The organism is Streptococcus sp. Marseille-Q5855 (assembly GCF_946901985.1).
Classification (GTDB): domain Bacteria; phylum Bacillota; class Bacilli; order Lactobacillales; family Streptococcaceae; genus Streptococcus.
Genome location: NZ_CAMPPR010000007.1, coordinates 58856 through 84858, shown reverse-complemented (window position 1 = coordinate 84858; position 26003 = coordinate 58856). Strand labels below are relative to the sequence as shown.

Here is a 26003-nt window from a genome sequence, read left to right as displayed (position 1 = left end):
CACCTCCTAAAAGTAATTGTTCCTATTATAGCATGAATAAACAAAATAACCAACCATTTTTGTAAAAAAATTCTATCATATACAAATAAAAACCGTAGCTATCAAAAGAGATAAACTACAGTTCTATATGTTTAAACATTCTTACAATCTCTCAAACAGTTCTTGCATTTGCACATCATCTGGAATCAGTTTTAAGTAAGCTTGTGCATTAACTTTTGCTTCCTCAAAGTAGCCCAATTCACGCAAGAGGTAGATATAGTGTTCCAGAAACTCTGGATTGTCCTTTAAATCTCCTGCCAACTCTTGGTAAAGCTCATAGGCAGTATCCAAATCGTCCATTTCTTGATAGGAACGAGCAATCATCCACTTGGTCAAGAGATTTTCTGGCTCTTCGCTCTGCAAGTCTATAATATCCTCATAACGCTCCTGCTCCAGATAAATAGTTGCTAGACGGAGTAAGATTTCTTCCGTATCCTCAGCATCTTCTTTAGCAGTAAGGAGATAATTTTCTGCCCCACTAGCATCATGCAATTCATAAGAGAATTGTGAAGCAGCTAGCAAGAGGCGAGTTTCAAAGGGATTTTTCTCTAAGCCTTGCTTAGCGATACGCAGGGCTTCTTGAACTTGATGTTCCTTATGTAAGGCCTGACTGTACCCATACTCATATCCTTCAAAATCAGGAGAAATGGTATCAAGCTGCTTAAAGTAGAGGGTGGCTTTTTGATATTCTTCTTGATCAAAGTAAAGACTGGCCAGCTCAAAAGCTGTTAGGTCATCGTATTCTAACTCCAGAGCTTTTTCTAAAAACTCAGTAGCCGTTTCAAATTTCCCTAACTGGGCATAGGCAAAGCCAATTCGTTGATAGGTAGAAATGCCTGTTTGCTCATAAATAGTACGATTATCTAACTGGGCATAGCCTTGAATAGCTTCTTGGTAATTTTCCAACTCACTATCCAACTCTGCTAAGCCCAATATCAAGAGAGGATCCTCTGAGTAAGTCAAGGCCTCCAATAATTTCTCACGCGCCACATCTGTCAAACCTTCCAGCTGGTAAAGGTCTGCTTTAAGCGCCAAAGCCGAAATATACCAGTCACTGTCAGCTTGGATTTCCTCTAGATAGGCAAAGGATTCTTCTATTTGACCATCCTCGCTAGCGATTGCTGCTAGATTAAGATGAACCTCTGGAAAGTCCTCTACGATTTTCAGGTAAATTTCCTTGGCCTGAGGATAAAAACCAATCCCTTCAAGATAAGTTGCCAACTCATACAGAAGGTCACTTGGATCATTTTCTAAAGCTTTGACGAAATAATGTTCTGCCTTGGCTAAATCTTGCTCCTCCAAAGCCTGTAACATCTGTTGACTATTGTTCACTCTTGACTTCCTCGCCCTCTAATTCATATAGACCACTGACTACCTTATACCATTCGAAAATGGCTGAAATGACAACCTTAGCAGAGGCATAAACCGGAATACCAAGTAAAACTCCCCAGATACCAAACATAGATCCTGAAGTTAACAAAACAAAGAGAACATTAATGGGATGGATGTTTAATTGACTTCCCAAAATCAATGGAGAGACAAAACGGCCTTCAATAGTTTGTTCTACGATAAAGACAATCACTACTTTCAAAAGCATGACTGGACCAGCAATCAAGCCCAGAACTAAGGCAGGAAGCATGGCTAGGAAGCTACCAAGATAAGGAACCAGATTTAGAATACCGGCAGTAACACCCAGCGTAACCGCATAGCGTAGACCAATGATCTTGAAGAAGATCATAAACATTACTGCAACAATAATAGCCACTGTCACTTGCCCTCGAACATAGTTGGACAACTGTTGATTCACATCTGACAAAACTTGTCCTACAGGTTCTTTCAATTTTGTTGGCATGAATTGGGTCAAATAGTTACGCAAGTCTTTCCCATCACGCAAGAGATAAAAGAGCATGAAAGGAACGATAATCAAGGCAACAATCACTTGAGATGCCCCGCTAATAAAGGCGCTCACCCAGTTGACTGCCTGAGATGAAACCTTACTTGCCCAAACTGTAGCCTGGCTAGAGAAGTTTGTCAAAACTTGTTCTAACTGAGGCCTGAAATCATCTGGTAAACGCTTGGTTACCAAATCATCAATAACCCTATCTGCATCTTCAAGATAGATTGGTACATTTCTTGCGAATGTCAAAACCTGACGTTGCAGATTTGGAATGGCGACTGCCAAGCCCCAAATGATAAAGAGAGCTATGATGACAAAGACAATGCTGATGGCTATGACGCGATTAACCTTACGCTTCTCCATCCAATCAACAATAGGATTCAGTAAATAGTATAGTAAACCAGATAGAATGACTGGCAACATCACAACTGCTAAAAAGTCTAAAACAGGTGAAAATAGAAAACTAATCTTACTTAAAATAAAAAGATTCAATCCCAATAATAAGGTTACTAAAAATACCGTAATGGCCTTGTTATCTAAAAACCACTTAAAAAACCAAGATAGGCTAAAATGTTTCTCTTTTTGCTCCATAAATACTTCCTTTCTATCGTTCTCTCATTATACCATTTTTGAAGTAAAATAACTCTTTTTTTAAGTGCTTATACTCTTCGAAAATCAAATTCAAACCACGTCAGCTTCGCCTTGCCGTACTCAAGTACAGCCTGCGGCTAGCTTCCTAGTTTGCTCTTTGATTTTCATTGAGTATTACATGGAGACAGCGACATAAAAAATCTCCTCAAAAGAGGAGATTCAATTATTCTTGAATATGACGGTCTAAGTTCTTCTGATAATCAGCATTTGATTTGGCTTTTTCATCAGCAAATTTCTTACGGAACTCATCCATTTCTTTAGACGTTACAATCTTGTCTTGTAATTTTTGGTACTTGTAGCTGTGTTCACTTGTCTTATCACCTACCCAACCATCTGCACCGCTACCTGGAACTTTCTTCGTTATTAGCATTTGGGCACCATCTGAGTATACAGGAATAACCAAGGCACTATCTGTTAACCAAGCTTGAGCTTTAGCATATTTAGAATAACGTTTTTGCAGATCTGTTTTCTCACCACTAGCATCCGTAATTAACTCTTTAAACTTATCTAAACCAACAGCTTTGATTGCCGGATTATCTGTACCTGGTGCTACACCAAGTGCTCCTAGAAGAGTTGGGCCAGACGTTGGATCAAATACATCTAAATAGGTTGATGGATCTGCATAATCAGGACTCCAACCACTATTTACATTGATATCCCAATCAATATTGTCAGTTGATGTTGCAAATACTGTCATATTTCCCAATTCATCATCAGAAACTTGTTGAATGTCAATCACTATATTTTCAGAGCCTAAGGCTTCCTCAATGGATTGTTTATAAGATTGGGCTTGACGAATAAAATCTGTCTGAGTAGAGGAAACTGGAAGGTCTAAATGAACGGGGAACTGTACTCCATCGGCTTGAAGTGTTTTCTTAGCAACTTCAAATTTAGCTTTAGCCTTGTCTACATTATGAAGTGAATCTTGTGCATCATCAAGACTCACGTCTTTCCAAGCGCTATCCAACTTATCCAGTTCTTCCTTAGCTACTTGCCCAAACGACTGCTCTCCAACTTGGACAAATGTTGGAGGGGTAAAACTTGTACGTAATTTACGAGGTGCCACTTCGTCCCCAAATACTTGAGATACTGCAGCCGTACGATCTGCAGCGAAAGCCAAGGATTGACGGAAATCTTTATTCAACAAAGCCTTTTTAGTGGATGATTTTTCCACATCACTTGTTTTAGCAGTATGGTTATAAGCTACACGATCAATATTAGTAGACATATAGAATACGCCACCTCTTTGTTGACCATATACAATATTATCCTTGTACTTTTCTTTTAGACGTTCATAGTTGGCAGAATTTTTAAAGAGAGGTGCCGCTGGATAATGTCCTTCATCAAAGCCACGTCCAAGAGAATCGGCATCCTGACCATCAAAGAAAGACAATTTAATATCATCAATAAAGACATTTTGCTTATCCCAATAGTTTTGATTTTTGGTCATCTCAATGGAAGATTTAGATGTCAATCCCTTGAGGAGGTAGGCACCATTATAAAGAATGCTTGTTACATCAGTCGCCTTCCCAAAGTCATCTCCTTTAGAAGCCAAAAAGTCCTCGCTAATTGGGGCAAGAACGCCCATTGTTGTCTTAGAATTCCAGAAAGATTCTGGATGGTTCAAAGTGTAAACAACCGTATAATCATCTGTTGCTTTTACACCAACAGTAGAGAAATCTGTTGTTTTCCCATTGACATAATCGTCCAAACCTTGAACCGAGTCTTGAACCAGATAAAGAGCCTGTGATTTCTTATCAGCTGCGTGCTTCAGACCAGTTACAAAGTCCTGAGCTTTGACTTCACCATACTCTTCGCCTTCATTGGTATACCATTTGACACCCTGACGGATTTTATAGGTATAGGTCAAACCATCTTTTGAAACAGTCCAATCTTCTGCAACTGATGGAACCAGATTCCCATATTGGTCATTTTCAAGTAGACCGTCAATAACGTTCCCTGTGACCTGTTTTGTACTCTTGTTACCAGAAACTGTATAATCCAGAGTCGTAGGATCTGTAGAGAAGACATAGGTATAGGTAACAGGTTTAGTAGCATCTTTACCACCTGTTGAACACGCTGCTAGCATAGCTGCCGAGAGTATAGCTACACCAGCTGCTAGAAAAACTCGTTTTTTCATAGTAAGGACTCCTTTAAACATTTTATGAGTTCATTATAGCACTTTTAAGAAGAAAAGTAAGGAAAACAATCTCAATATTATTATGTTTTTTAAAAAACCAATCAATTATTTTTTAAAGTGCTTACATCTAATTGGATGTCTTTAATTGGCTTGTTTTTGTGATATAATAGTCTTATCTTTATATAGAGGTAGAGTTATGAAAGAAACTGTTTATTTTGGAACTTACACACGTCGTACTTCCCAAGGGATTTACAAGGCTGACTTTGATACAGAAACTGGTCAGCTTTCAAACCTAGAACTTTTTGCAGCTGAGCCAAGTCCAACCTACCTTGCCTTTGACCAGCACCAACACCTATACACTGTTGGTAGTCAAAATGGCAAGGGGGGCATTGCAGCCTATCAAACTGACGGGACTTTATTAAATCACGTCGTTGAGGAGGGAGCCCCCCACTGTTATGTTGCCGTTGATGAAAAGCGTGATTTGGTCTATGCAGCCAACTACCATAAAGGACAGGTCCTTGTTTATAAACGTCAGGAGGATGGGAGTCTTTTACTTAGTGATGTAGATCAACACAGTGGCCAAGGTCCACATGAGAATCAAGCTTCCCCCCATGTTCACTATACAGATTTAACACCTGACCACTATCTAGTGACCTGTGATTTGGGTACTGACCAAGTTATCACTTATGACCTTGATCAAGAAGGGAAATTATCTAAGCTCTATACCTACAATAGTATTCCTGGAGCTGGTTCTCGTCATATTGTTTTCCATAACCACTATAAAATCGCTTATCTCATTTGTGAACTCAATAGCACTATCGAGGTTTTAATCTACGATGGCGTTGGCGAATTTGAACGTATGCAGGTCATTTCAACTTTACCAGAAGCTTACGAAGGCTTTAATGGAACCGCTGCTATTCGTCTCTCTAAAGACGGTAAATACCTCTACGCTTCTAACCGTGGCCATGATTCTATCGCAGTATATACCATCCTTGCGGACGGTAGCTTAGAGTTGCTAGAAATCGTTCCAACACATGGTCAGACCCCACGTGATTTTGATTTGACACCTGACCAAAAATTTCTCATTGCTGTCCACCAAGACTCTGACAATGCAACTGTCTTTAAACGTAATTGTGACAATGGTCGTCTAGCAGAACTTTCCAACGACTTCCATGTTCCCGAAGCAGTCTGCATCCGTTTTGCTCCTTAATAAAACATATAAAAAATGAACTTGGAATTTTCAAGTTCATTTTTTCTTATAGTCTATTTCCGACATTAATACGGTTAATGGCACGTTGCAGTGCAATCTTAGCACGACGTTCTTGGTCAATCAAGTGTTTGTCTTGTGCTTCTTCAATTGCACGTTCTGCACGAAGTTTGGCACGTTCTGCACGACTGATATCGATATCACGAGCACGTTCTGCAGAGTCAGCGACGATTGTGATCATATCATTGGCAATTTCAATAACACCGCCGTTTACTGCAATCCAGTTCACGTGATCTTCGTCATCAATACGTTTTACCTTTACTTCATCAACTGCTAAAACCGCAATCATATTTTCATGTCGTGGCAAGATCCCCATCTCACCATCCAGAGTTCGAACCGATACATAGCTGGCATGGTGATCATAGACGAGGCCATCTGGTGTCACGATCTGGACAGTTAACTGAGCCATAGATCACCTCTTAAAATCCCATTTTTTCAGCTTTTGCAATCACATCTTCGATAGAACCTACACCACGGAAGGCATCTTCTGGCAAGTGATCGTATTTACCATCAAGGATTTCCTTAAAGCCACGTACAGTTTCAGCAACTGGAACATAAGAACCTGGCTGACCAGTAAATTGTTCCGCAACGTTGAAGTTTTGTGACAAGAAGAACTGGATACGACGGGCGCGAGCAACCAAGGTCTTTTCTTCATCAGAAAGCTCATCCATACCAAGGATAGCAATGATATCTTGCAATTCATGGTAACGTTGAAGAACGCGTTTTACTTCAGCAGCAACTGCATAGTGCTCTTCTCCAACAATTTCAGGTGCCAAGGCACGTGAGCTTGAAGCAAGTGGGTCAACAGCTGGGTAGATACCCAATTGTACCAACTTACGTTCCAAGTTGGTTGTTGAATCCAAGTGAGCGAAGGCTGTTGCTGGCGCTGGGTCAGTATAGTCATCCGCTGGCACATAGATAGCCTGGATAGAGGTTACAGACCCCTTCTTAGTTGATGTAATACGTTCTTGCAATTGACCCATTTCCGTAGCAAGTGTTGGTTGGTAACCAACGGCTGATGGCATACGACCCAAAAGGGCAGATACTTCTGAACCAGCCTGAGTGAAACGGAAGATATTATCGATAAAGAGAAGCACGTCTTGGCCTTCTACATCACGGAAGTATTCAGCGATTGTCAAACCAGTAAGGGCAACACGCATACGTGCTCCTGGTGGCTCATTCATCTGACCAAATACCATGGCTGTTTTCTCGATAACGCCTGATTCTTTCATTTCCCAGTAAAGGTCGTTCCCCTCACGAGTACGTTCCCCAACACCGGTAAATACTGAAATACCACCATGTTCTTGGGCAATGTTGTGAATCAATTCTTGGATTAAGACGGTTTTACCAACTCCGGCACCACCGAAGAGTCCAACTTTACCACCTTTAAGGTAAGGGGCAAGAAGGTCGATAACCTTAATCCCTGTTTCAAGGATTTCAGAAGAGGTAGACAACTCATCAAAAGTTGGAGCTTTTTTATGAATTGGCTGACGCTCTGCGTCTTCTGTAAAAGGAGCTTCCAAGTCAATGGTATCTCCCAAAACGTTGAAGACACGTCCCAAAGTTTCTTTACCTACTGGTACAGAGATTGGACGACCTGTGTCCAATACTTCCATTCCACGAGTCAAACCATCTGTTGATTCCATGGCGATAGTACGAACCATACCATCTCCCAACTCTAAGGCTACTTCAAGGACGATTTTTGTTTTTCTTTCGTCATTTTTGTAGACGACAAGTGCATTGTTAATCTCAGGAAGTTTTTCCCCTGCTGCAAACAAGACGTCTACAACGGGACCGATAACCTGAGCAATTTTACCTGAACTCATCTCCTTCTCCTATTCTATATAAGATACTGTCGGTTCCTAGCTAAACTAGGTCCTAAGTTCATTTTCATGCGAGCTGGACTAGACCCTATTCTAAGGCACTAGCTCCTGCTACAATTTCTGTAATTTCTTGTGTAATCGCCGCCTGTCTGGCACGGTTATACTGAATTGTCAAATCATTGATGACTTTCTTAGCATTATCTGTCGCTGTTTGCATTGCTGTCATACCAGCAGCATTTTCAGCTGTCTTAGCATCGATAATAGCACCGTAAATCATACTTTCTGCAAATTGAGGCAACAACTGCTCCAAAATTTCTTCTCGGCTGGTTTCCAATTCAAAAGTCAAGCTATATTCTTCATCCGCTTCATTTGGATCCAAATCCACAATTGGGAGCATTTGTTCCACACGCATCTGGCTTGTCAAGGTATTGACATGGTGGTTGTAACAAACATAAAGCTCATCAAAAAGTTCATTTTGGTACATTTCAACAGTTTTTGAAATAATCTTACGAACTTGATCAAAGCTAGGTTGGTCTGCCAAGCCACGTAGTTCATAAAGTGGTTGAATACCACGGGCCTTAAAGAAATCAGCTCCCATTCCACCGATACAGATCATTTCAAAACTTGTACCGTCTGGGTGGTATTCTTCCTTCAACTCCATAACAGCTTTCAGAATAGAGGAATTATAACCTCCAACCAAACCGCGGTCTGAAGTAATGACGATATAACCTGTCTTCTTAACTGGACGGCTAATCAACATGGGATTAGTTGAACCACCAGCTCCATTACCATGAAGGATGTCTGTCAAAAGTTTGCGAACTTTCTGAGCGTAAACTTGGAAGTTGCGAGCAGCTTCTTCAGAGCGACCTAGCTTAGCAGCCGATACCATTTGCATGGCATTAGTGATTTGACTCGTATTTTTTGTTGAGGCGATTTTTGTTTTAATATCATTTAGAGATACTGCCATCTGACACCTCTATTCTTATTGGAAGCTAGATTGATTGAGAAACTCTGTAATCGCAGCATCCAAGACTGCTTCTTCTGGCAAGTCTTTTGTATCACGAATGGTTTCCAAAATCTCTGGATGTTGAGCATCAAAGAAGGCATGGAACTCTTCCTCGAAACGAACAATATCATCTACTGGAACAGTATCCAAGAAACCATGTGTCAAAGCATAAAGAATGGTTACTTGTTTCTCAACAGGCAATGGTTTATGAACAGGTTGTTTCAATACTTCAACTGTACGACGTCCACGGTTCAATTTAGCCTGTGTTGCCGCATCCAAGTCAGAACCAAACTTAGTGAAGGCTTCCAACTCACGGTATGAAGCAAGGTCAATACGAAGTGTACCAGCAACCTTCTTCATGGCTTTGATTTGTGCAGAACCACCTACACGTGATACAGATGAACCCGCATCGATGGCTGGACGAATACCCGCATTGAAGAGACCATCGCCAAGGAAGATTTGTCCATCAGTGATAGAAATCACGTTGGTTGCGATATAGGCAGAGATATCTCCTGCTTGTGTCTCGATAAATGGTAGGGCTGTAATTGATCCACCACCAAGTTCATCAGAAACTTTAGCTGAGCGCTCAAGCAAACGGCTGTGAAGATAGAAAACATCACCTGGGAAGGCTTCACGACCTGGAGGACGACGAAGCAAGAGTGACAGTTCACGATAAGCTACCGCTTGTTTTGAAAGATCATCATAAACGATCAAAACATGCTTACCTTGATACATAAATTCTTCCGCCATGGCAACCCCAGCATAAGGAGCTAGGAAAAGCAATGGAGATGGTTGTGAAGCAGAGGCTGTCACAACGATTGTGTAATCCAAGGCACCGTACTGACGTAGTGTTTCTACTTGCGTACGAACTGTTGATTCTTTTTGTCCAATCGCTACGTAGATACAGATCATATCTTGACCTTTTTGGTTCAAGATTGTATCAATCGCAATGGTTGTTTTCCCTGTCTGACGGTCACCGATAATCAACTCACGTTGACCACGACCAATCGGTACAAGGGCGTCAATAGCTTTCAAACCAGTTTGCAATGGTTCTGATACAGACTTACGTTGCATAACACCAGGAGCTGGCGCTTCTACTGGACGAGTTTTATCAGTGTGGATTTCTCCAAGACCGTCAACCGGACGACCAAGCGGATCCACAACACGACCAATCAGACTTTCACCTACTGGGACTTCCATGATTTTACCTGTACGGCGGATTGTATCGCCTTCACGGATATCTGTAAAGTCACCTAGGATGATAATACCAACGTCTGTTGACTCCAAGTTTTGAGCCATACCATAAGAGCCGTTTTCAAAAATCAACAACTCTCCACTCATGGCATTTTCAAGGCCATGAGCACGCGCGATACCATCCCCGATATAGGTTACAACACCTGTTTCAGTCACATCAAAATTGGGTTTGAAATTTTCAATTTGTTGCTTAATTAAAGCGCTGATTTCTTGTGCGTTAATTGCCAAAAGAACACCACTTTCTATTTCAAATTTTCTTTAACAACTTTAAGTTGTTGTTTAATACTCACATCAATTGTCTTGTGATTGGCAAAAATGACAAAACCACCAATGAGACTTTCATCGATTTCTTCTTTTACACTCCTTACTTTCAGAGACATTTTTTTCTCAATCAAAGGGAGCAAGCGACTCTTTTGTTCATCTGTTAAAGGATGAGCTGAAGTAATCGTCACTTCAAATCGATTTGTTTCTTTTTCAAGTCGGTTCAAGCAATCTACAAGCACATCATAAAAAAGATTTACTCTGTGATTGTAGGCCAGAACCTGGATAAAGTTTTGTAATAAAGGTGACACAGAGTCTTGGAAAAAAGCAATCGTTTTTTTCTTGTCAGACTCATCTACTGTCACTTTTTTTAAAAAAGAAGGTAAACCTGTTTCTTCAGCAACTTGCTTGATTTGAGTCAAGTCTGAAAAGATACGGGCTTCTTCTCCTTTTTCAAGTACCAATTGGACAAAAGGCATGCTGTATTTTTCAATTACCTTTACTGTTTTCTTGTCCATTAAGCTTCTCCTAGCTGATCGATATACTGATCAATGAGTTCTTTATGGGCATGACCGTCAAGGTTTTGTGAGATGATTTTACCAGCTAGGCTGATGGTCAAATCTGCTACCTCACCCTTAACGCTTTGTAAAGCTTCAGCTTTGTTTTGAGCAATTTCTTGGTTTGCTTTTTCTTTTAAGCGTCCTGCTTCTAGTTTAGCATCTACTAAAATACTAGCCTTACTTTTCTCAGCTGTTGCTTTCGCATTCTCAATGATTGCCTTGGCTTCTTTACGGCTACCAGCCAATTCATCTTCGCGTTTTTGAGCCAATACTTCTGCTTTTTGACGGGCTTCTTCAGCACTGTCAATATCAGTAGCAATTTTTTCAGCTCTTTCTTCGAAAATGCCTGTAATATTAGACCATGCAAATTTTTTAATCAAGACTAGCAAAAGAATAAAAGAGCCAGTGATTAAAATAAAATTACCAATCAATTCACCTACTGTTACGTGCATCAGTTACTCCTTTCTATTCCTCTTCAATATTAATCTTATTCCCTAAATACACAGATGTCAAAAGAGTAAAGACATAAGCTTGGATGCAGGAAATAAAGACAGAAAATGCAGTCCAAGCCAAATTAGCTCCAAAGGCTACTGGATACCAATAAATAGCTTGGTGGGAAAGAAGAAGTAACAAACTCGTCATGACCTCTCCTGCAAAGATATTCCCAAAAATCCGCAAAGCCAAAGATAAGAAGTTTGTAAATTCTTCCAAGATATTCATCGGTATGACAAAAACAGGACTCATAAAAGATTTTATACTTTTTTTAAATCCACGACGACGAACGCTTTCTATATGTGTCAACAAAATGACAAGAAAAGATAAGGTTAAGTCATACTGTAAATTAGCGGTTGGCGAACTCCACCAGTTAGTCCCATCGATCGTTTGAAGCTTTGTCATTAAGCCAAGGTTATTGGCAATCACCATGAAAAGAAATAAACAAAGGAAAAAGAGTGAGTAATCTTTCATGTAGCGCGAACCAATGTTAGGTTCTGTAAATCCAATAACAAAGTCATAGACATACTCAAGTACATTTTGCTTTCCTTTGGGTTTCAAGGTCATATTGCGGCTTGCCCAATAAATAAAGACAAAAATAACTCCCACAATCAACAAGGTCATGGCTAACATAGTCAGATTGAAGATAACAGGACCAATAGAGATGATTGGATTAATACTTTCTTCCATCTAAAATCCTCCCTTTTCTTCTCGTTCCATGTATTTATTTGATAATAAATGAGAAGACAAGAGTTACAAAGAAAGTTCCTTCAATAAAGGCAACACCTAAAAACATCAAACTACGAAACTCAGAAAGCATATCTGGTTGGCGTGCTACTGATTTAAACAGTCCATTCATCAATAAACCTTCACCGACAGATACGCCCATACAGGCAATACATAAGCCTAAAAATGTTAAATTCATAACGAATTCTCCTTTAAAATAAAATTTACTTACTTAGTGTAGTCCTAAAATTTAAATTTGTCAACTTTTTTTGCACATTGGAAGCGTTTAATGAAAATTACTTCCATTTTCTTTCGTATTTCACTCTATTCTGAAAAGCTTGTGTATATTTACTGAAGCTAGCAAGTCTTACCTGTAAATTTAATGAAAGCAACACAAAATCCGAGAGGGGAATCTCGGATTAAGGTCAATTTAAAAAAATAGAGAGTGTTAAGTTTAAATATAGGATTTCAAAATATCGACGGCATCGCTTCTTTTCTTAACCTGATAGGACTTGATTACCAATTTCTCAGCTGTCATTGCATTGTACCCAATATTGCCCAGAAAGACACAATTTGTAGGATTTAACTGGTATTTATCAAGAATCTCCTTCATACTTATGTCAAGCCCCCTCTTTACTTTATGATTTCATATTCTCCTTACAAATCCTTTTGGTAATAATATCTTTGCCCAATGTAGGGATAGTCTTGTAAGGTAAAGACTTCCTTGTAGCCATGCCTTTTATAAAAATCTGGAGCTTGAAACTGGTAAGTATTGACAAAAGCAAAACGACAGTCTCGATTCTTAGCTTCAGTTTCTGCTTGCTGCAATAGTTTTGAACCGATTCCTTGTCCTCTCAATTCCTCTTTTACAAATAAATACTCGATTTCTAGCCAATTTCCAAAAGTCTCTGCTATCAAACCTGCCAGGAGATTGCCCTTTTCATCTTCGACATAAAGATTAAGTGGCTCACTTTCGGCATCTTCTCGTTTTGAACGGTTATAAACACGAATCAAATTCCCAATTTCTTGTGCTTTCTGAGACTCCTTGTTTTCCAATCTAAAGTACATCTAAACCTCCTCAAACACTATTACAACTTGATTATAGTCTTATTTCAATAGACTGTCAAACTAGCAAAAACCCACCAACCTGAGTTGGTGAGTCTTTAATCTATTTTCTAAATTTCCACTGGCTATAAATACCGAAACCGATAATCCAGATAGCTGAGCCGATTGCTCCTACAAATGTAGACTCTTGTAAAAAGAGGGTTACAAAGACAAAGGCAAAGAAGAGCATGGTTAAAGGATTTAGGAAACGATAATGGGGCATGAGATAGCCATCCGCCATAAAGTCTGGTGACTTGCGGTATTTAAGGTGAGCCACCATGATTAAGATATAAATGGCAATATAGACACCAGACGACGATGCCGTAATCAAGGCAAAGGCATCAGAAACACCTGGCAATACGTTGATAAAGGCTGCTAGGGCAATCAAAATTGCTGAGGCGATGATGGCATTTTGTGGTACGTTGTGACGGGAAAGAGTATCTGCCTTAATAGCCTTTAAGAATGGATTTGGTGAATCATGGGCAATCTGATACAAATGACGTCCTGTTGAATAAAGGGTTGAGTTAAGAGCAGATGCTGCTGACGTCAAAACGACGAAGTTAATCAAGGCTGCCGCCCACTTGATACCTGCTAACTCAAATACTGTAACAAAGGGAGAATCAGCCGATGCAAGTTCACGCCACGGAATGATAGCCATGATGGCTAAGAGGGCACCACCGTAGAAAAAGGCGATACGCAAAGGAATTTCCTTAACGGCTTTTGGCAAGACCTGGCGTGGATTTTTTGTTTCTGAAGTCGTTACCCCAATAAACTCAATCATGAGGTAGGCAAAAAAGACCATCTGGAAGGCCATGACAAAGTTCACTCCACCATTTGGGAAGAGGGAGAAATTGTCGGCAATATTAGCCAAACTTGCTACTCCATGAGGTGTCTTAAAGCCTGTCAAGACCATAAAGACTCCTGTGGCAATCATGGCTAAAATAGCCACAATCTTGACCATCGCAAACCAAAACTCAACTTCTCCAAAGAGCTTCACCGCAATCAGATTGACCAAGGCTAGAATAGTCAAAAATCCAATCTCAATCATCCAACTCGGCCAAGTTGGAAACCAAAATTGCACATAATGTGCGATAGCAGTGATTTCCGCCATACCGATAAAGACAACAGATAGCCAATAAGACCAAACCGAGAAATAGCCCCAGCCCTTACCCAAATGACGCGTGATAAAGTTGATAAAGGTATGTTGCTCAGGATCTTGGTAGAGCATTTCCCCAACCGCACGCATCATGAGGAACATGAAGGCCCCAGTAATCATATAAATCAGTACAATGGAAGGACCTGTTAGGCTGATAGAGCGACCTGCTCCCAGAAAGAGTCCTGTTCCGATTGTTCCCGCAATGGCCATAACCTGCACGTGACGATTGGTTAGACCACGCTCCATCTTATTTTTTTTCTTCTTTGAACTCATATCGTCTCCAATTCAATTTAAAATGGAAAAAGGAGTGAGTGAAGCGCATAGCCTCCCCACTCCTTTTTTCTGTTTTTAGGCTGTTTTTTCAACCTTCAAGATTTTTACATCATAGCTACCAACAGGTGTTTCAATCGTTGCTGTGTCACCTGTTTTCTTGCCAATCAAGGCTTGTCCAATTGGGCTTTCATTTGAAACTTTACCTGCAAAGGCATCCGCACCAGCTGAACCTACGATAATATAAACTTCTTCTTCGTCCTCACCAATTTCTTGGATGGTGACTGTTTTACCAATCGCTACTTCGTCCTGGGCAACTGCGTCGCTATTGACGATTTCAGCATAGCGGATTTTTGTTTCCAAGCTAGAGATTTGTCCTTCAACAAAGGCTTGTTCATCCTTCGCTGCTTCGTACTCACTGTTTTCTGAAAGGTCACCGTATGAACGGGCAATCTTAATGCGTTCTACCACTTCTGGTCGACGAACTAATTTCAATTCTTCTAATTCTTTTTCAAGTTTTTCCTTTTCCTCAAGGGTCATAGGATATGTTTTTTCTGCCATTTTTCTCAACTTTCTTCTGATGATATTTTCGAAAGAAAATTATGTGAAGTATCACATAATTTTAGTTTGTTTGGTTTAATTTGCTGTTGACATGTTCAGCGACATTGCGGTCGTGGTCTTCTTGATTGTTAGCATAGTAGACCTTGCCATCTGTGACATCTGCTACAAAGTAGAGGTTATCGCTCTTAGTTTGATTGATGCTTGACTCAATCGCATCCAGACTTGGACTATCGACTGGACCAGGCATGAGACCTACATTTTTATAAACATTATAAGGTGAATCAATGTTGGTATCAATCGCAACATCCTCAGCTAGGCTGATATTTTGCCCCAGTTTTCCTTGGGCATACAAAATTGCAATGTTACTTTGAAGTGGCATATCACGATTCAAACGATTGTAGAATACACCGGCAATGAGCTTACGATCTTCTGTCTTGGCACCTTCTTTTTCGACCAAGGAAGCAATGGTCAACAACTCATTGACAGTCAAGTTTTTAGATTTGATAGTACTATAGTAAGGAGATAGGTTCTTATCCATAGCAGCTAACATCTCATCAATCAAGCTCTCAACAGTTGTGCTTTCCTTGATAGAGTAAGTAGCTGGGAAAAGATATCCTTCCAAACGATAACGAACGCCACTTTCCTTTGTAGGCAAGCTTTCAAGTATACTCGGATATTTGGCAACTTCTTGACTGATAAACGTCTCATCTTGAACTTTTGCTAGGAAAGCATCCGCTGTCAAAGGCTCTTTGAAGTCACCTTGCAATTGACCCACAGCTTGAGCAATCTGATCCAAGGTATAACCTTCTGGAATTGTCAAAGTCGCAAGGACAGGTTCTTGTGGTTCATCTGTTCCACCTTTTTGCAACTCTTTGAGTAAGTCTTCTGTACTCATACTCTTTTGCAAATTGTAGTAACCTGCTTTCAAATCGGTATAATTTTTATACTTAGCATAAAAGCTAAAAATCAGACCATGCTTTACCAAACCAGCTTTTTCAAGCGTCGTACCGATTTCTTGAACGTTTGAACCTTCTGGAATTCCAACAGTCACATATTGTTTCGATGAAGCATCCACAGGCTGTAAAGATGCCTGAACATACTGGTAACCAAAGTAACCACCTGCTGAGAGCAAGGCAAGGAATACAAGGAATGAAATCACAAAGGCTTTCACATGTGACTTCTTCTCTTTCTTAGGCTTAACGGGTTTTGCTCCTTCTCTACGGCTACGACGTGGTGTATCGCTGATGATATCCACTGTTTCTGTAGCAGGCGTAGGTGTTTCTGAACCTGCTTGTTCTGCTTTTTTCTCTGCCGTCTTATAGGAAACAGCTACCCTTGTTGGGTTTTCATTGTATTCTCTTTCAAATTTCTTAGGTCTAACAGGACCTGGACCTGGTCTTGATCCACTTTCTTCCGCTGGAGAAGAAGGTACATCTTGACTTGGATGACTTGGAACACCAGGAGTTTCTCTTTGAATCTCATCTGCTGGAGAAGCTGGTACATCTTGACTTGGGTGAGTAGGAACGGTAGGAGCTTTTCTCATAATCTCCTCTACCGTTGACAAGGAATCAGCCATGAGTTCTTCAGCTGAAGGTTCATTTGCAGGAGTGCGAACTACTGCCTTATCTTCTTTCAGAACTTCATCATAGCCTTTTACTTTTTCTAAATCTCTCAGAATCTGCTCTTTAAAGCTTAATTTCTCTTCTTCTCTTGACTTTTCACTCAAAAGTTTTTCCTCCTTGTTGACAATCCATAATATTATATCTTAAAAGTCCAAGAAAAGCAACCTATGATACTTTTCCTAGCTTATTTTTTATACTCTGTAACTTCTCAAAGTAACTTCCACTTGCCTGACCAAAGTGGAAATTAGTCTAAAACGGATTTTTATGGTGGAATTAAGTGTGAGACGTTTGAGTTAGAAATGAGATTCACTATGACAAAACATAAACACCTTACCCTTTCAGACCGTAATGACATCCAATTAGGCTTAGAGCGCGGTGAAACCTTCAAAGCGATCGGGCAACTTATTCTAAAAGACCCGACTACTGTTTCTAAAGAAGTCAAACGAAACAGACAAGTCCGAGAGTCTACTTGTGATAACCTCCCTTGCCCTCTGCTCGACAAAGCTCCCTTTGTCTGTAACGGATGCCTTAAAAGAAGACAGAATTGTGGCTATAAGAAGATTTTCTACCTCGCTAAACAAGCTCAAAAACAATACGAACAAACTCTTGTAGAAGCTCGTGAAGGAACTCCCCTCAATTCTAAGACCTTCTGGGACATGGACAAAGTCATTTCTGATGGTGTTAAAAAGGGACAACACATCTATCATATCCTCAAAACTCACAATCTTGATGTCAGCTCCTCAACTGTCTATCGACACATCCGAAAAGGTTACCTGTCTATCGCTCCTATTGACCTAACCAGAGCCGTTAAATTTAAAGAACGAAGAAAAAGTAAGCTACCTCCCATCCCTAAAGAAGCTAAAAAAGGCCGTTCCTATGAGGATTTCCTAAATTATTTAACCCTTAATCAACTAGACTCTTGGCTAGAAATGGATACCGTTATGGGCAGAATGGGAGGTAAAGTCCTACTCACCTTCAATCTATCTTTCTGTAACTGTATCTTCGCTAGACTGCTGGATAATAAAACTGCCCTTGAGGTTACCAAACACCTCTATGACATCAAGAACACTCTTCACCAAGCTGACAAAGATTTCTTCCAACTCTTCCCTGTCATTCTTACCGATAATGGTGGAGAGTTTGCAAGGGTTGATGACATCGAAATGGATGTGCGAGGAGAGAGTAAACTCTTCTTTTGTGACCCTAATCGCTCTGACCAGAAAGGGAGAATCGAGAAAAATCACACCTTGATTCGCGACATCCTAACAAAGGGAATTTCCTTTGACAACTTAACTCAAGAGGACATCAATCTCGTCTGCTCTCATGTCAACAGCGTCAAACGTGCTGCTTTGAATGGAAAGTCAGCTTATGAACTCTTTGCCTTTACTTATGGAGAAGAAATTCCTAAGCTTCTCGGCATTTCTAAAATACCTGCAGAAGACGTCTGTCAGTCGTCTACATTACTCCAACATAAGTTCTAAAAACTAACCTAAAACCCTATTCAAACGTCTCACACTAACTTCCACCATAGCGGAACTTAATCTGAAACGCTTTCAGATGAGGGGATTTTGTGCGCTCTTTTTTTCGATTCCTTTCGGCTACAAAAACAATAAAATCAAGCATTAGTAAAACCAGTGGAACTTACCCTGACATGGATTTCCACTGGTTTTTACAATTTTTATCAGATTAACTTCCACTTCTACTAGCGGTGGAACTTAGTTTGGGAATTTACCATTTTTTATACTCAATGAAAATCAAAGAGCAAACTAGGAAGCTAGCCGCAAGCTGTACTTGAGTACGGTAAGGCGACGCTGACGTGGTTTGAATTTGATTTTCGAAGAGTATTAGCTTCCCAGACCATATCATACCATGTTTCCCCTGCAAAGGTTGACTGGGACTGGCCTTCGTTGACAAATCCATGTTTTTCATAATAGGCGATGAGATAGTCATGACAGGTTAGATTAATGCCATCTCTCTCATCTTCAAGAGCAACTTCTTTCAAGGCTGTCAGCAATTTCTGACCCAGTCCGAGTCCCTGTGCCTCCTTGGCAATAGACAGACAGGTCACAGAGATATAACCACCAGGCTCATGACTATAGTCTTTTATTTCTTCTGTAAAAGACTGGTCTTGCAGATGGCGGTGCAGGCCAACTGGTCCTTCGATATAACCCATGATTCTTCCTTCTTTTTCAGCAACCAGAAAAGAGGTCTGAATTTCTCTCAAATGTGCTTCAAAGACAGAAGGAGGAATGGCTTCTTCGACCGAAAAATTTTCAAATTCAAGTTCAACAATCCGATCCAAATCTTCTAATCTTGCTTGTCTGATTTTCATTGTTCCTCCAGATAAAAGGGATTAAACCAAATCATACTATAGCCCTGGCTAGTTGCATAGAGCAAAGTTGCTTCTTCATCAACAAAACCGTTTATTTCAAAATAGGAAAGCAGCTCATCAGGACTCTCCAAACGAATCCCTTTGTAATCCAGCTCAACTGCCACCTCTTTCAAGGCTGCAAGAAGAAGTGTTCCCAAGCCCTGTCTCTGATGGTCAGACTCAATGACTAAAGAATGTACTTTTAGACATTGCGGATTGTCTGACTGGGGACTTGATAAAATATAGCCTAAAAGTTGATTTTCATCCTTAGCTAGAAGAAAGGTATCCGCACACTTACGGATACTTTCTTCTAAGATATGGGAAGGTTGCTGCTTTTCAGCTGGAAAAGACGAGGTCTGAAGTGCCTCTATCTCAGGCAAATCAGACTTGCTTGCCTGAATGATCTTAATGGGAATTTCCATGGGAACATCCTATTGAACATTGCTTGTCAAGTTAGACAAAAGACGCTCAAATGAGTATTCATAGGTTTGGATGTCTCCTGCTCCCATAAAGACGTAAACAGCATTGTCATGGTCTAGGAGTGGAGAAACATTTTCAACAGTAATCACTTGGTGTTTTTTGTTGATTTTGTTGGCTAGGTCTTCTACCTTAACGTCACCATGATCTACTTCACGAGCCGAGCCATAAATTTGCGCTAGATAAACAGCATCTGCTTGGTTTAAAGCATGGACAAAGTCGTCCAACAAGGCAATGGTTCTTGTAAAGGTATGCGGTTGGAAGACTGCTACAATTTCCTTGCTTGGGTATTTCTGACGAGCCGCATCCAAGGTCGCAATAATTTCTGTTGGATGGTGGGCAAAGTCATCGATAATAACTGTATCATTGACAATTTTCTCAGTGAAACGACGCTTAACACCGGCAAATGTTTTCAAGTGCTCACGCACCAAGTTCAAATCAAATCCTGCTGTGTAAAGAAGACCAATAACGGCTGTCGCATTCATGATATTGTGACGACCAAAGGTTGGAATGTGGAATTGCCCCAAGTCTTGTCCACGGAAATGAACCGTGAAAGTTGACCCAGTTGTAGAACGAAGAAGATCGCTAGCTACAAAGTCATTACCTTCTGCTTCAAAGCCATAATAATAAATCGGAGCATTGGCTGTAATCTTACGCAATTCTGCATCTTCACCATAGACAAAAAGACCCTTGGTAATTTGTTTGGCATAGTCGTTAAAGGCATTGAAAACATCCTCGAGACTTGTGAAATAGTCTGGATGGTCAAAGTCAATGTTGGTAATAATAGAGTATTCTGGGTGATAAGGCATGAAGTGACGCTCATATTCGTCAGATTCAAAGACAAAATATTTGGCATTGGCCGAACCACGACCTGTTCCATCTCCAATCAAGAAGCTAGTGTCTGTGATGTGAGACAAGACATGCGACAACATACCTGTCGTTGAAGTTTTTCCATGCGCTCCAGCTACTCCCATGCTAACAAAGTCACGCATAAAGCTACCTAGAAACTCATGGTAACGTTTGTAGCTGATACCATTTTGGTCTGCATAGGCAATTTCGACGTTGTTATCTGGACGAAAGGCATTTCCAGCGATAATTTCCATATCACCGTCCAGATTCTTTTCATCAAAAGGAAGAATGGTAATGCCTGCCTGCTCAAGACCACGTTGAGTAAAGTAGTACTTTTCAACATCTGATCCCTGTACCTTATGCCCCATTTGGTGCAACATCAAGGCTAAGGCACTCATCCCTGATCCCTTAATTCCGATAAAATGATATGTCTTTGGCATGTTTTCTCCCCTATTCTGTAATTCTGGTCAGATTCAACTCTTGGGCAACCCGACGTTCTTGTTCTCTTTGTTTACTTTTTTTATTGTAGATTTGGCTCTTCTTTAGAAAATCATAGTTGTTTTTCTTTGGAGCAGGTGCTGACACTTCTTCATTCTTGGTAGGGATAGAATGAACTTCTTCCGCCAAGATGTACTGAGACTGGGTCAATTTTTGGCTATATTTGACAAATTCACCAGGATTTTCCTTTTGGAAAGGCGCGGTCGGTTGATTGCCCTGTCTAAGAAGGCCTGATTTAGAATGACGTCTCGCACGGCTGAAATCCTGAGTTAAATAGTTAGCAGAGCGTTTCTTTTTCAAATCTGCACGCGCTTCTTCACGCGCCACCTCCGCATAGCTCTTTCCTTCTTTTTTAACCCCTAAAGGAGCCTTTTTAGGTTTCTCGACTTGCTTTTCAATCGGTTTGACTGGCGCCTCTTCAGTAATAGGAGCCCATTCTAAATAATTTTTATCTCGATACTCACCCTTGATATTACTGATCAGATCAGACTCATCATAGAGATTCATGACTGGCATTTCAGTCAACATGACCTCGTCATCTGACACCAATGGAAATCGTTCTTGTTTCATTTTCTATTTCCTTTCAACACTTCATTATAGCGTATTGTCTTGATTTTTCAAGTACTGGCTTCAGAAATTCCCAAAATTTCTCTAATTTCTGCTAGGGTCAGACTGCCACGTGACTCTGTGCCGTCCAATACTTGTGACACCAGATGTTTCTTCTGTTCTTGGAGTTCCTGTATTTTTTCTTCAATGGTTCCCTTGGTCACCAAGCGATAAACCTCAACCGTTTCTTCCTGACCCATCCGATGGGCACGACCAATGGCTTGCGCTTCCACCGCAGGATTCCACCAAAGGTCAACCAAAATAACCGTATCAGCACCTGTCAGGTTCAGTCCGACACCACCAGCCTTGAGGGAAATCAGAAAGGCATCTCTTTCCCCTTGGTTAAAGGCCTTGGTCATGTCTTGTCTTTCCTTGGCTGGTGTTGAACCCGTGATTTTAAAGGAAGTTAAGCCCAAGTCTGGCAGTTCTTGTTCAATTTTCTCCAACATTCCCTTGAACTGCGAGAAAATCAAGACACGGTGTCCACCGTCTGCCACCTGTACCAGCAGGTCTCGGAGACTATCCAGTTTGCCACTGGCTCCCTGATAATCTTCCATAAAGAGGGCAGGGGTGTCACAGATTTGGCGCAAGCGCATCAGACCAGACAAGATTTCCACTCGACTTCGCTGAAATTCCTGATCTGAAACTTGAGCTAGGCGGTCTCGCATCTGTTGCAACTGGGCTAGGTAGATAGCCTTTTGCTGGTCTTCCAGTTCATTCTTATAAACCACTTCAATCAAGTCTGGTAATTCAGTCAGAACTTCTTCTTTCTTGCGCCGCATCACGAAAGGTTTGATAAACTGAGCAACGCGCTCAGCTGGTAATTTCATAAATTCTTTCTTGCTTGGCAAAAGTCCTGGCATGACGATTTGAAAAATAGACCACAACTCACCTAGATGGTTTTCAATAGGAGTTCCTGACAGGGCAAAGACCGACGGCACCACAAATTGTCTCAAGGTCTGGGCAATCTTGGTCTGGGCGTTTTTCATGACCTGAGCCTCATCTAAGAAAAGGAAGTCAAAGGCCATACCCTGATAAAGCTCACTGTCCTGACGGAAGGTAGCATAACTCGTCACATAGATCTGATGACTCTCAGCAAGAATCTCCTCACGACTAGCTTTCAAACCATGAACAACAGCCACATCCAACTGTGGGGCAAATTTCTGAAATTCATCTGCCCAGTTGTAAATCAAACCTGACGGAGCGAGAATCAAAACACGACTTTCTTTTGTCACTTGACTGGTCAAAAAAGCAATGGTCTGCAGGGTTTTACCCAATCCCATATCATCAGCCAAAATTCCACCAAAACCATAATGATGGAGCATTTGCAACCAGCCGATTCCCTTTTCCTGATAATCTCGTAAATCAGCCTGAACCTGAGTTGCTTGTCTAGGGAAGTCCTCTGGATGCGTCAAATCATGAGCCAGATTCTGGAATTCTTGTGAAAAAGAAACACGGTCACGCCCTTCAAAGAGATGGGCTAAACTGTAGGCCAAGGATTTCCGAGCCTGTAAGGAGCCATCTTTTAGTTCAAACTGCACCAGCTCCTGTAGATTTTGACGAATTTTCTTGGTTTCTTCATCAAAAAAGTAGACTTGGTTAGACGAATCAATGTAAAAATCCTTGTTGGCAACCAAGGCCTGCATGGCTTGGTCGATTTCCTCTTGGGCAATATCTTGAAAATCAAACTGGATTTCCAAGAGACCTCCCTTGGAAGCAATCTGCACTTGAGGGCTTGCTAGGCTATAAAGCTCTTCTAGCTTGTCTGATAGGTCAACATGACCGAGTTTTTCAAAGACTGGAATGATTTCGTGGAAGAAATGATAGACAGACTCCACTTTTAGGGCCTGACGCCAAGATTGAAAGTCGGCTTCAAATCCAGCTGCCAAGCAGACTTGGAAAATTCTTTCTTCTAAGTCCGCGTCACTCGAAAATGGCAGTTCTTCTAGCTCTTGTCGGCTTGATACCTGCCTATCCCCATAATCAAACTGAATTTCTAAACGAATCCGATTATCTTCTTCCCTGTCAAAGTAAAAAGAGGACGCAAACGTTTTGATTTGTAGACGTTCTGGAGCTGAGACGGTCCCCATTTGGCTAAAAAGAGTGAGACAGGAAGCCAACTTATCGCGGTCACTGCTATCAAATTGCAGGTATTTCTTTCCATGTTGATCAAAGGGCAACGCTTTGATTTCCTTGAGAAGACGCATCTGCTGGTCTGTTAGAAAATAAACCTGTCCTTTATGAAATAGCACAGCTCCCTGATAAAAGACATTGACCCTTGGACTCTCACTGATTTCCATTTCAAAATAGTCCGAGTATGCTGTTACTGTAAAGGCAAATAGATTGGCATCAGCATGCATATCCTGAAAAAGCAGAGTCTGGTAACTATCCACTTGATGGTCAAATTGAAAATGGGGCAAGGTCATCAATAAATTCACACCCTGCTCAAAAAAGGTCAGAGGGAAAAAGAGATGCCGACCTTGGTTTTGGAAAAAGAGGTCTGGAGCCTGTCCTTCCTCCATCAGTCCTCGCAAAAAAGTCAGAAGTTCTTGACTGGCCTCATCAAAGGCTTCCCAAGAAAGAGACTCCTCATAAATCTTGCCAATCATATAAGACTTTCTCTGCTCGACAATCCTTAAAAAGAGTAGAATATCTCGAATGACATAGTATTTTTGGCTATTGATTTGGCCGATTCTCAGAGTCCACAAGATATGATTGGTTCCTGCTTCCACTTGCCCCACAGCCGATAATTCATAGGCGCGTTCTGATTTTGGAGACAAGATTCGATCCAAAAATTTGCCACCCAAGGTCACCTTGGTTTCAACGGCCTCTTTTTCTTCATAACCTTCTTCCAGACTCTGCAAGATTTCCTGACCACGCTCATCATTTTTCAGAAAATGCTCTAGCGCTGCCAAATGCACACAGTAGCCCCTCTTTTGGAAAAAATCGCAGGCACAAAAAACCAAATCATCCTCTAAACTATAGCGCAGTTCTTCTTCTGCAACGCGAGCGTAGAGTCGATTATTCTTTTCTTTGATGATGTCAACCTTACCAGTTTCATAAAGGGCAACGCCTTCGATACGGACTTTCCCCGGAATCAATTTAGCCATATTTTTACCTTTACCTTATCTTTTTATTATACCATATTTTCCCCTATGAAAATAGCCTTCTAGGATGACTTTTCTCCTAGAAGGCTGGATTTTTAACGTTTGGCAAAAGTCGTCACAATTCGCTGACAAACTTCTTGCAACAGAGATTTAGGCATGGCTACATTGAGGCGGGCATGGAGACTCCCTTCCTCTCCAAAATCCAAACCACGGTTGAGGATAACCTTAGCTTCATTTCTCAACAGCTCTTGCAATGCTTCATCAGTCAGGTCATAGGCTGAAAAATCAAGCCAAATCAAGTAGGTTCCTTGCGGTTTCATAACCTTGATTTTAGTCTCTTTTCCAAATAAATCCACCACGTAATTGATGTGGTCTTCAAAGACTTGCTTGAGTTCCTCTAGCCAACCCTTCCCATAGCGATAAGCAGCTTCTGTCGCCAAATAACCCAAGCCTGAAATTTCATGCTGATTATTGGTCAACTGGCGTTTCTGGAAAGCCAGCCTCAACTTAGGATTTTCAATAACTGCATAGGAATTTTTTGTTCCAGCGATGTTAAAGGTTTTAGTGGCACTGGTCAAGACGATAGCAAATTCTTTAAAGTCAGGGTTGACAGTATTGAAGGAATGATGCTTGTGACCAAAGAGGGCCAAATCTTGGTGAATCTCATCCGAAACCAAGAAAACACCGTGTTTTTGGCAGAGTTGACCAATCTTCTCCAAGACTTCTTTTTCCCACACACGTCCACCAGGATTGTGAGGATTGCAGAGAATATAGAGTTTGACCTCCTCTTCCACCAAATCCTTTTCAAGTCGGTCAAAGTCAATCTCAAACAGACCATCCTTTTCCACCAAAGAATTGGTAATCAATCTACGGTTGTTCAACTTGACACTGCGAGCAAAGGGTGGATAGACAGGTGTGTTAATCAGAACCGCTTCGCCTTCTTTTGCGAAAGCTTGAATAGCTGTTGAGATGGCTGGTACCACACCCTCGATAAAGACAAGGGCCTCTTTGTCAAAGTGGTAACCGTGTTGTGTGGCTTCCCACTTTTGAACTTCCTTAATTAACTCTTCACTGGCATAGGTATAACCATAAACCAGTTGATCCGCATAAGTTTGCACGGCTTGACGGATTTCAGGCAAGACTACAAAGTCCATATCCGCTATCCAAGCTGGCAAGACTTCACTATCCGTTTCTGCCTCTTTCCATTTATAGGTATGGTGCCCTATACGATTGGGCAGGCTTGTAAAATCATATTTTCCCATCTTTTTC

General features: G+C 41.0%; 24 protein-coding genes. 2 read left to right on the top strand and 22 right to left on the bottom strand.

Annotation, left to right across the window (positions count from 1 at the left end):
• Window positions 1–141 precede the first annotated feature (141 nt).
• From OC529_RS10295 to OC529_RS10285, 3 genes are all read right to left on the bottom strand, one after another.
• Window positions 142–1371 carry a tetratricopeptide repeat protein gene (locus tag OC529_RS10295; RefSeq protein ID WP_173253536.1) on the bottom strand — a complete coding sequence of 410 codons (1230 nt, stop codon included), beginning with the start codon at window positions 1369–1371 and terminating at the stop codon, window positions 142–144.
• Window positions 1361–2527 carry an AI-2E family transporter gene (locus OC529_RS10290; protein WP_173253537.1) on the bottom strand — a complete coding sequence of 389 codons (1167 nt, stop codon included), beginning with the start codon at window positions 2525–2527 and terminating at the stop codon, window positions 1361–1363. The genes OC529_RS10295 and OC529_RS10290 overlap by 11 nt, the downstream gene beginning before the upstream one ends.
• A 223-nt stretch (window positions 2528–2750) precedes the next feature.
• The gene (locus OC529_RS10285; protein ID WP_173253538.1) at window positions 2751–4727 is read right to left on the bottom strand and encodes a peptide ABC transporter substrate-binding protein; all 1977 of its coding nucleotides are present in this window, start codon (window positions 4725–4727) and stop codon (window positions 2751–2753) included.
• A 196-nt stretch (window positions 4728–4923) separates the two neighbouring features.
• Here OC529_RS10285 and OC529_RS10280 point away from each other — a divergent pair, with 196 nt between their 5' ends.
• Window positions 4924–5937 (top strand): lactonase family protein, encoded by a 1014-nt coding sequence (locus OC529_RS10280; RefSeq protein WP_262082097.1) that lies wholly within the window; start codon window positions 4924–4926, stop codon window positions 5935–5937.
• A 46-nt stretch (window positions 5938–5983) separates the two neighbouring features.
• Here the strand turns inward: OC529_RS10280 and OC529_RS10275 are convergent, their stop codons facing one another.
• From OC529_RS10275 to mltG, 13 genes are all read right to left on the bottom strand, one after another.
• Entirely contained in the window at window positions 5984–6403 is a 420-nt protein-coding gene (locus OC529_RS10275; RefSeq protein ID WP_000068041.1) for a F0F1 ATP synthase subunit epsilon, read from the bottom strand.
• Window positions 6404–6413: 10 nt separating this feature from the next.
• Complete coding sequence (atpD, locus tag OC529_RS10270) at window positions 6414–7820, bottom strand: F0F1 ATP synthase subunit beta (protein ID WP_000094360.1); 1407 nt, start codon at window positions 7818–7820, stop codon at window positions 6414–6416.
• Window positions 7821–7905: 85 nt separating this feature from the next.
• Window positions 7906–8784 (bottom strand): F0F1 ATP synthase subunit gamma, encoded by an 879-nt coding sequence (locus tag OC529_RS10265; protein WP_173253307.1) that lies wholly within the window; start codon window positions 8782–8784, stop codon window positions 7906–7908.
• Window positions 8785–8799: 15 nt separating this feature from the next.
• Window positions 8800–10305, bottom strand: a complete 1506-nt coding sequence (atpA, locus tag OC529_RS10260) for a F0F1 ATP synthase subunit alpha (protein WP_023942963.1) — start codon at window positions 10303–10305, stop codon at window positions 8800–8802.
• A gap of 14 nt (window positions 10306–10319) precedes the next feature.
• Window positions 10320–10856 carry a F0F1 ATP synthase subunit delta gene (locus OC529_RS10255; RefSeq protein ID WP_173274608.1) on the bottom strand — a complete coding sequence of 179 codons (537 nt, stop codon included), beginning with the start codon at window positions 10854–10856 and terminating at the stop codon, window positions 10320–10322.
• Complete coding sequence (atpF, locus tag OC529_RS10250; RefSeq protein WP_112444247.1) at window positions 10856–11350, bottom strand: F0F1 ATP synthase subunit B; 495 nt, start codon at window positions 11348–11350, stop codon at window positions 10856–10858. Before atpF ends, OC529_RS10255 begins: the two co-directional genes overlap by 1 nt.
• A 13-nt stretch (window positions 11351–11363) precedes the next feature.
• The gene (gene atpB, locus OC529_RS10245) at window positions 11364–12080 is read right to left on the bottom strand and encodes a F0F1 ATP synthase subunit A (protein WP_000392851.1); all 717 of its coding nucleotides are present in this window, start codon (window positions 12078–12080) and stop codon (window positions 11364–11366) included.
• A gap of 34 nt (window positions 12081–12114) precedes the next feature.
• Window positions 12115–12315: a F0F1 ATP synthase subunit C gene (locus OC529_RS10240; protein WP_001054562.1), complete on the bottom strand. Its 201-nt coding sequence runs from the start codon at window positions 12313–12315 to the stop codon at window positions 12115–12117.
• A gap of 255 nt (window positions 12316–12570) precedes the next feature.
• Complete coding sequence (locus OC529_RS10235) at window positions 12571–12729, bottom strand: hypothetical protein (protein ID WP_173274609.1); 159 nt, start codon at window positions 12727–12729, stop codon at window positions 12571–12573.
• Between the two features lie 44 nt (window positions 12730–12773).
• A complete protein-coding gene (locus OC529_RS10230; protein WP_173274610.1) occupies window positions 12774–13184 on the bottom strand; it encodes a GNAT family N-acetyltransferase in 411 nt (136 codons plus the stop codon).
• A 100-nt stretch (window positions 13185–13284) separates the two neighbouring features.
• Window positions 13285–14649 (bottom strand): amino acid permease, encoded by a 1365-nt coding sequence (locus OC529_RS10225; protein WP_173282867.1) that lies wholly within the window; start codon window positions 14647–14649, stop codon window positions 13285–13287.
• A 75-nt stretch (window positions 14650–14724) separates the two neighbouring features.
• A complete protein-coding gene (gene greA / locus OC529_RS10220; protein WP_000818760.1) occupies window positions 14725–15207 on the bottom strand; it encodes a transcription elongation factor GreA in 483 nt (160 codons plus the stop codon).
• Between the two features lie 61 nt (window positions 15208–15268).
• On the bottom strand, window positions 15269–16933 hold the full coding sequence (gene mltG / locus OC529_RS10215) for an endolytic transglycosylase MltG (protein WP_262082096.1): 1665 nt from the start codon (window positions 16931–16933) through the stop codon (window positions 15269–15271).
• Between the two features lie 207 nt (window positions 16934–17140).
• Here mltG and OC529_RS10210 point away from each other — a divergent pair, with 207 nt between their 5' ends.
• Entirely contained in the window at window positions 17141–18307 is a 1167-nt protein-coding gene (locus OC529_RS10210) for an IS30 family transposase (protein ID WP_262081844.1), read from the top strand.
• 293 nt (window positions 18308–18600) lie between these two features.
• Here OC529_RS10210 and OC529_RS10205 read toward each other — a convergent pair whose 3' ends face one another.
• The 6 genes from OC529_RS10205 to OC529_RS10180 all read right to left on the bottom strand — a co-directional run bounded on the left by OC529_RS10205 (window position 18601) and on the right by OC529_RS10180 (window position 25996).
• Window positions 18601–19158: a GNAT family N-acetyltransferase gene (locus OC529_RS10205; protein WP_262082095.1), complete on the bottom strand. Its 558-nt coding sequence runs from the start codon at window positions 19156–19158 to the stop codon at window positions 18601–18603.
• Window positions 19155–19619 (bottom strand): GNAT family N-acetyltransferase, encoded by a 465-nt coding sequence (locus OC529_RS10200; protein WP_041171089.1) that lies wholly within the window; start codon window positions 19617–19619, stop codon window positions 19155–19157. The genes OC529_RS10205 and OC529_RS10200 overlap by 4 nt, the downstream gene beginning before the upstream one ends.
• 9 nt (window positions 19620–19628) lie before the next feature.
• Window positions 19629–20963, bottom strand: coding sequence for a UDP-N-acetylmuramate--L-alanine ligase (gene murC, locus OC529_RS10195; protein WP_262082094.1), 1335 nt, complete (start codon window positions 20961–20963; stop codon window positions 19629–19631).
• Window positions 20964–20973: 10 nt separating this feature from the next.
• Complete coding sequence (locus OC529_RS10190) at window positions 20974–21591, bottom strand: cystathionine gamma-synthase (RefSeq protein WP_262082093.1); 618 nt, start codon at window positions 21589–21591, stop codon at window positions 20974–20976.
• 47 nt (window positions 21592–21638) lie between these two features.
• Window positions 21639–24737 (bottom strand): DEAD/DEAH box helicase, encoded by a 3099-nt coding sequence (locus OC529_RS10185; RefSeq protein ID WP_262082092.1) that lies wholly within the window; start codon window positions 24735–24737, stop codon window positions 21639–21641.
• A gap of 92 nt (window positions 24738–24829) precedes the next feature.
• Window positions 24830–25996, bottom strand: coding sequence for a MalY/PatB family protein (locus OC529_RS10180; protein ID WP_262082091.1), 1167 nt, complete (start codon window positions 25994–25996; stop codon window positions 24830–24832).
• Between the last annotated feature and the right edge of the window lie 7 nt (window positions 25997–26003).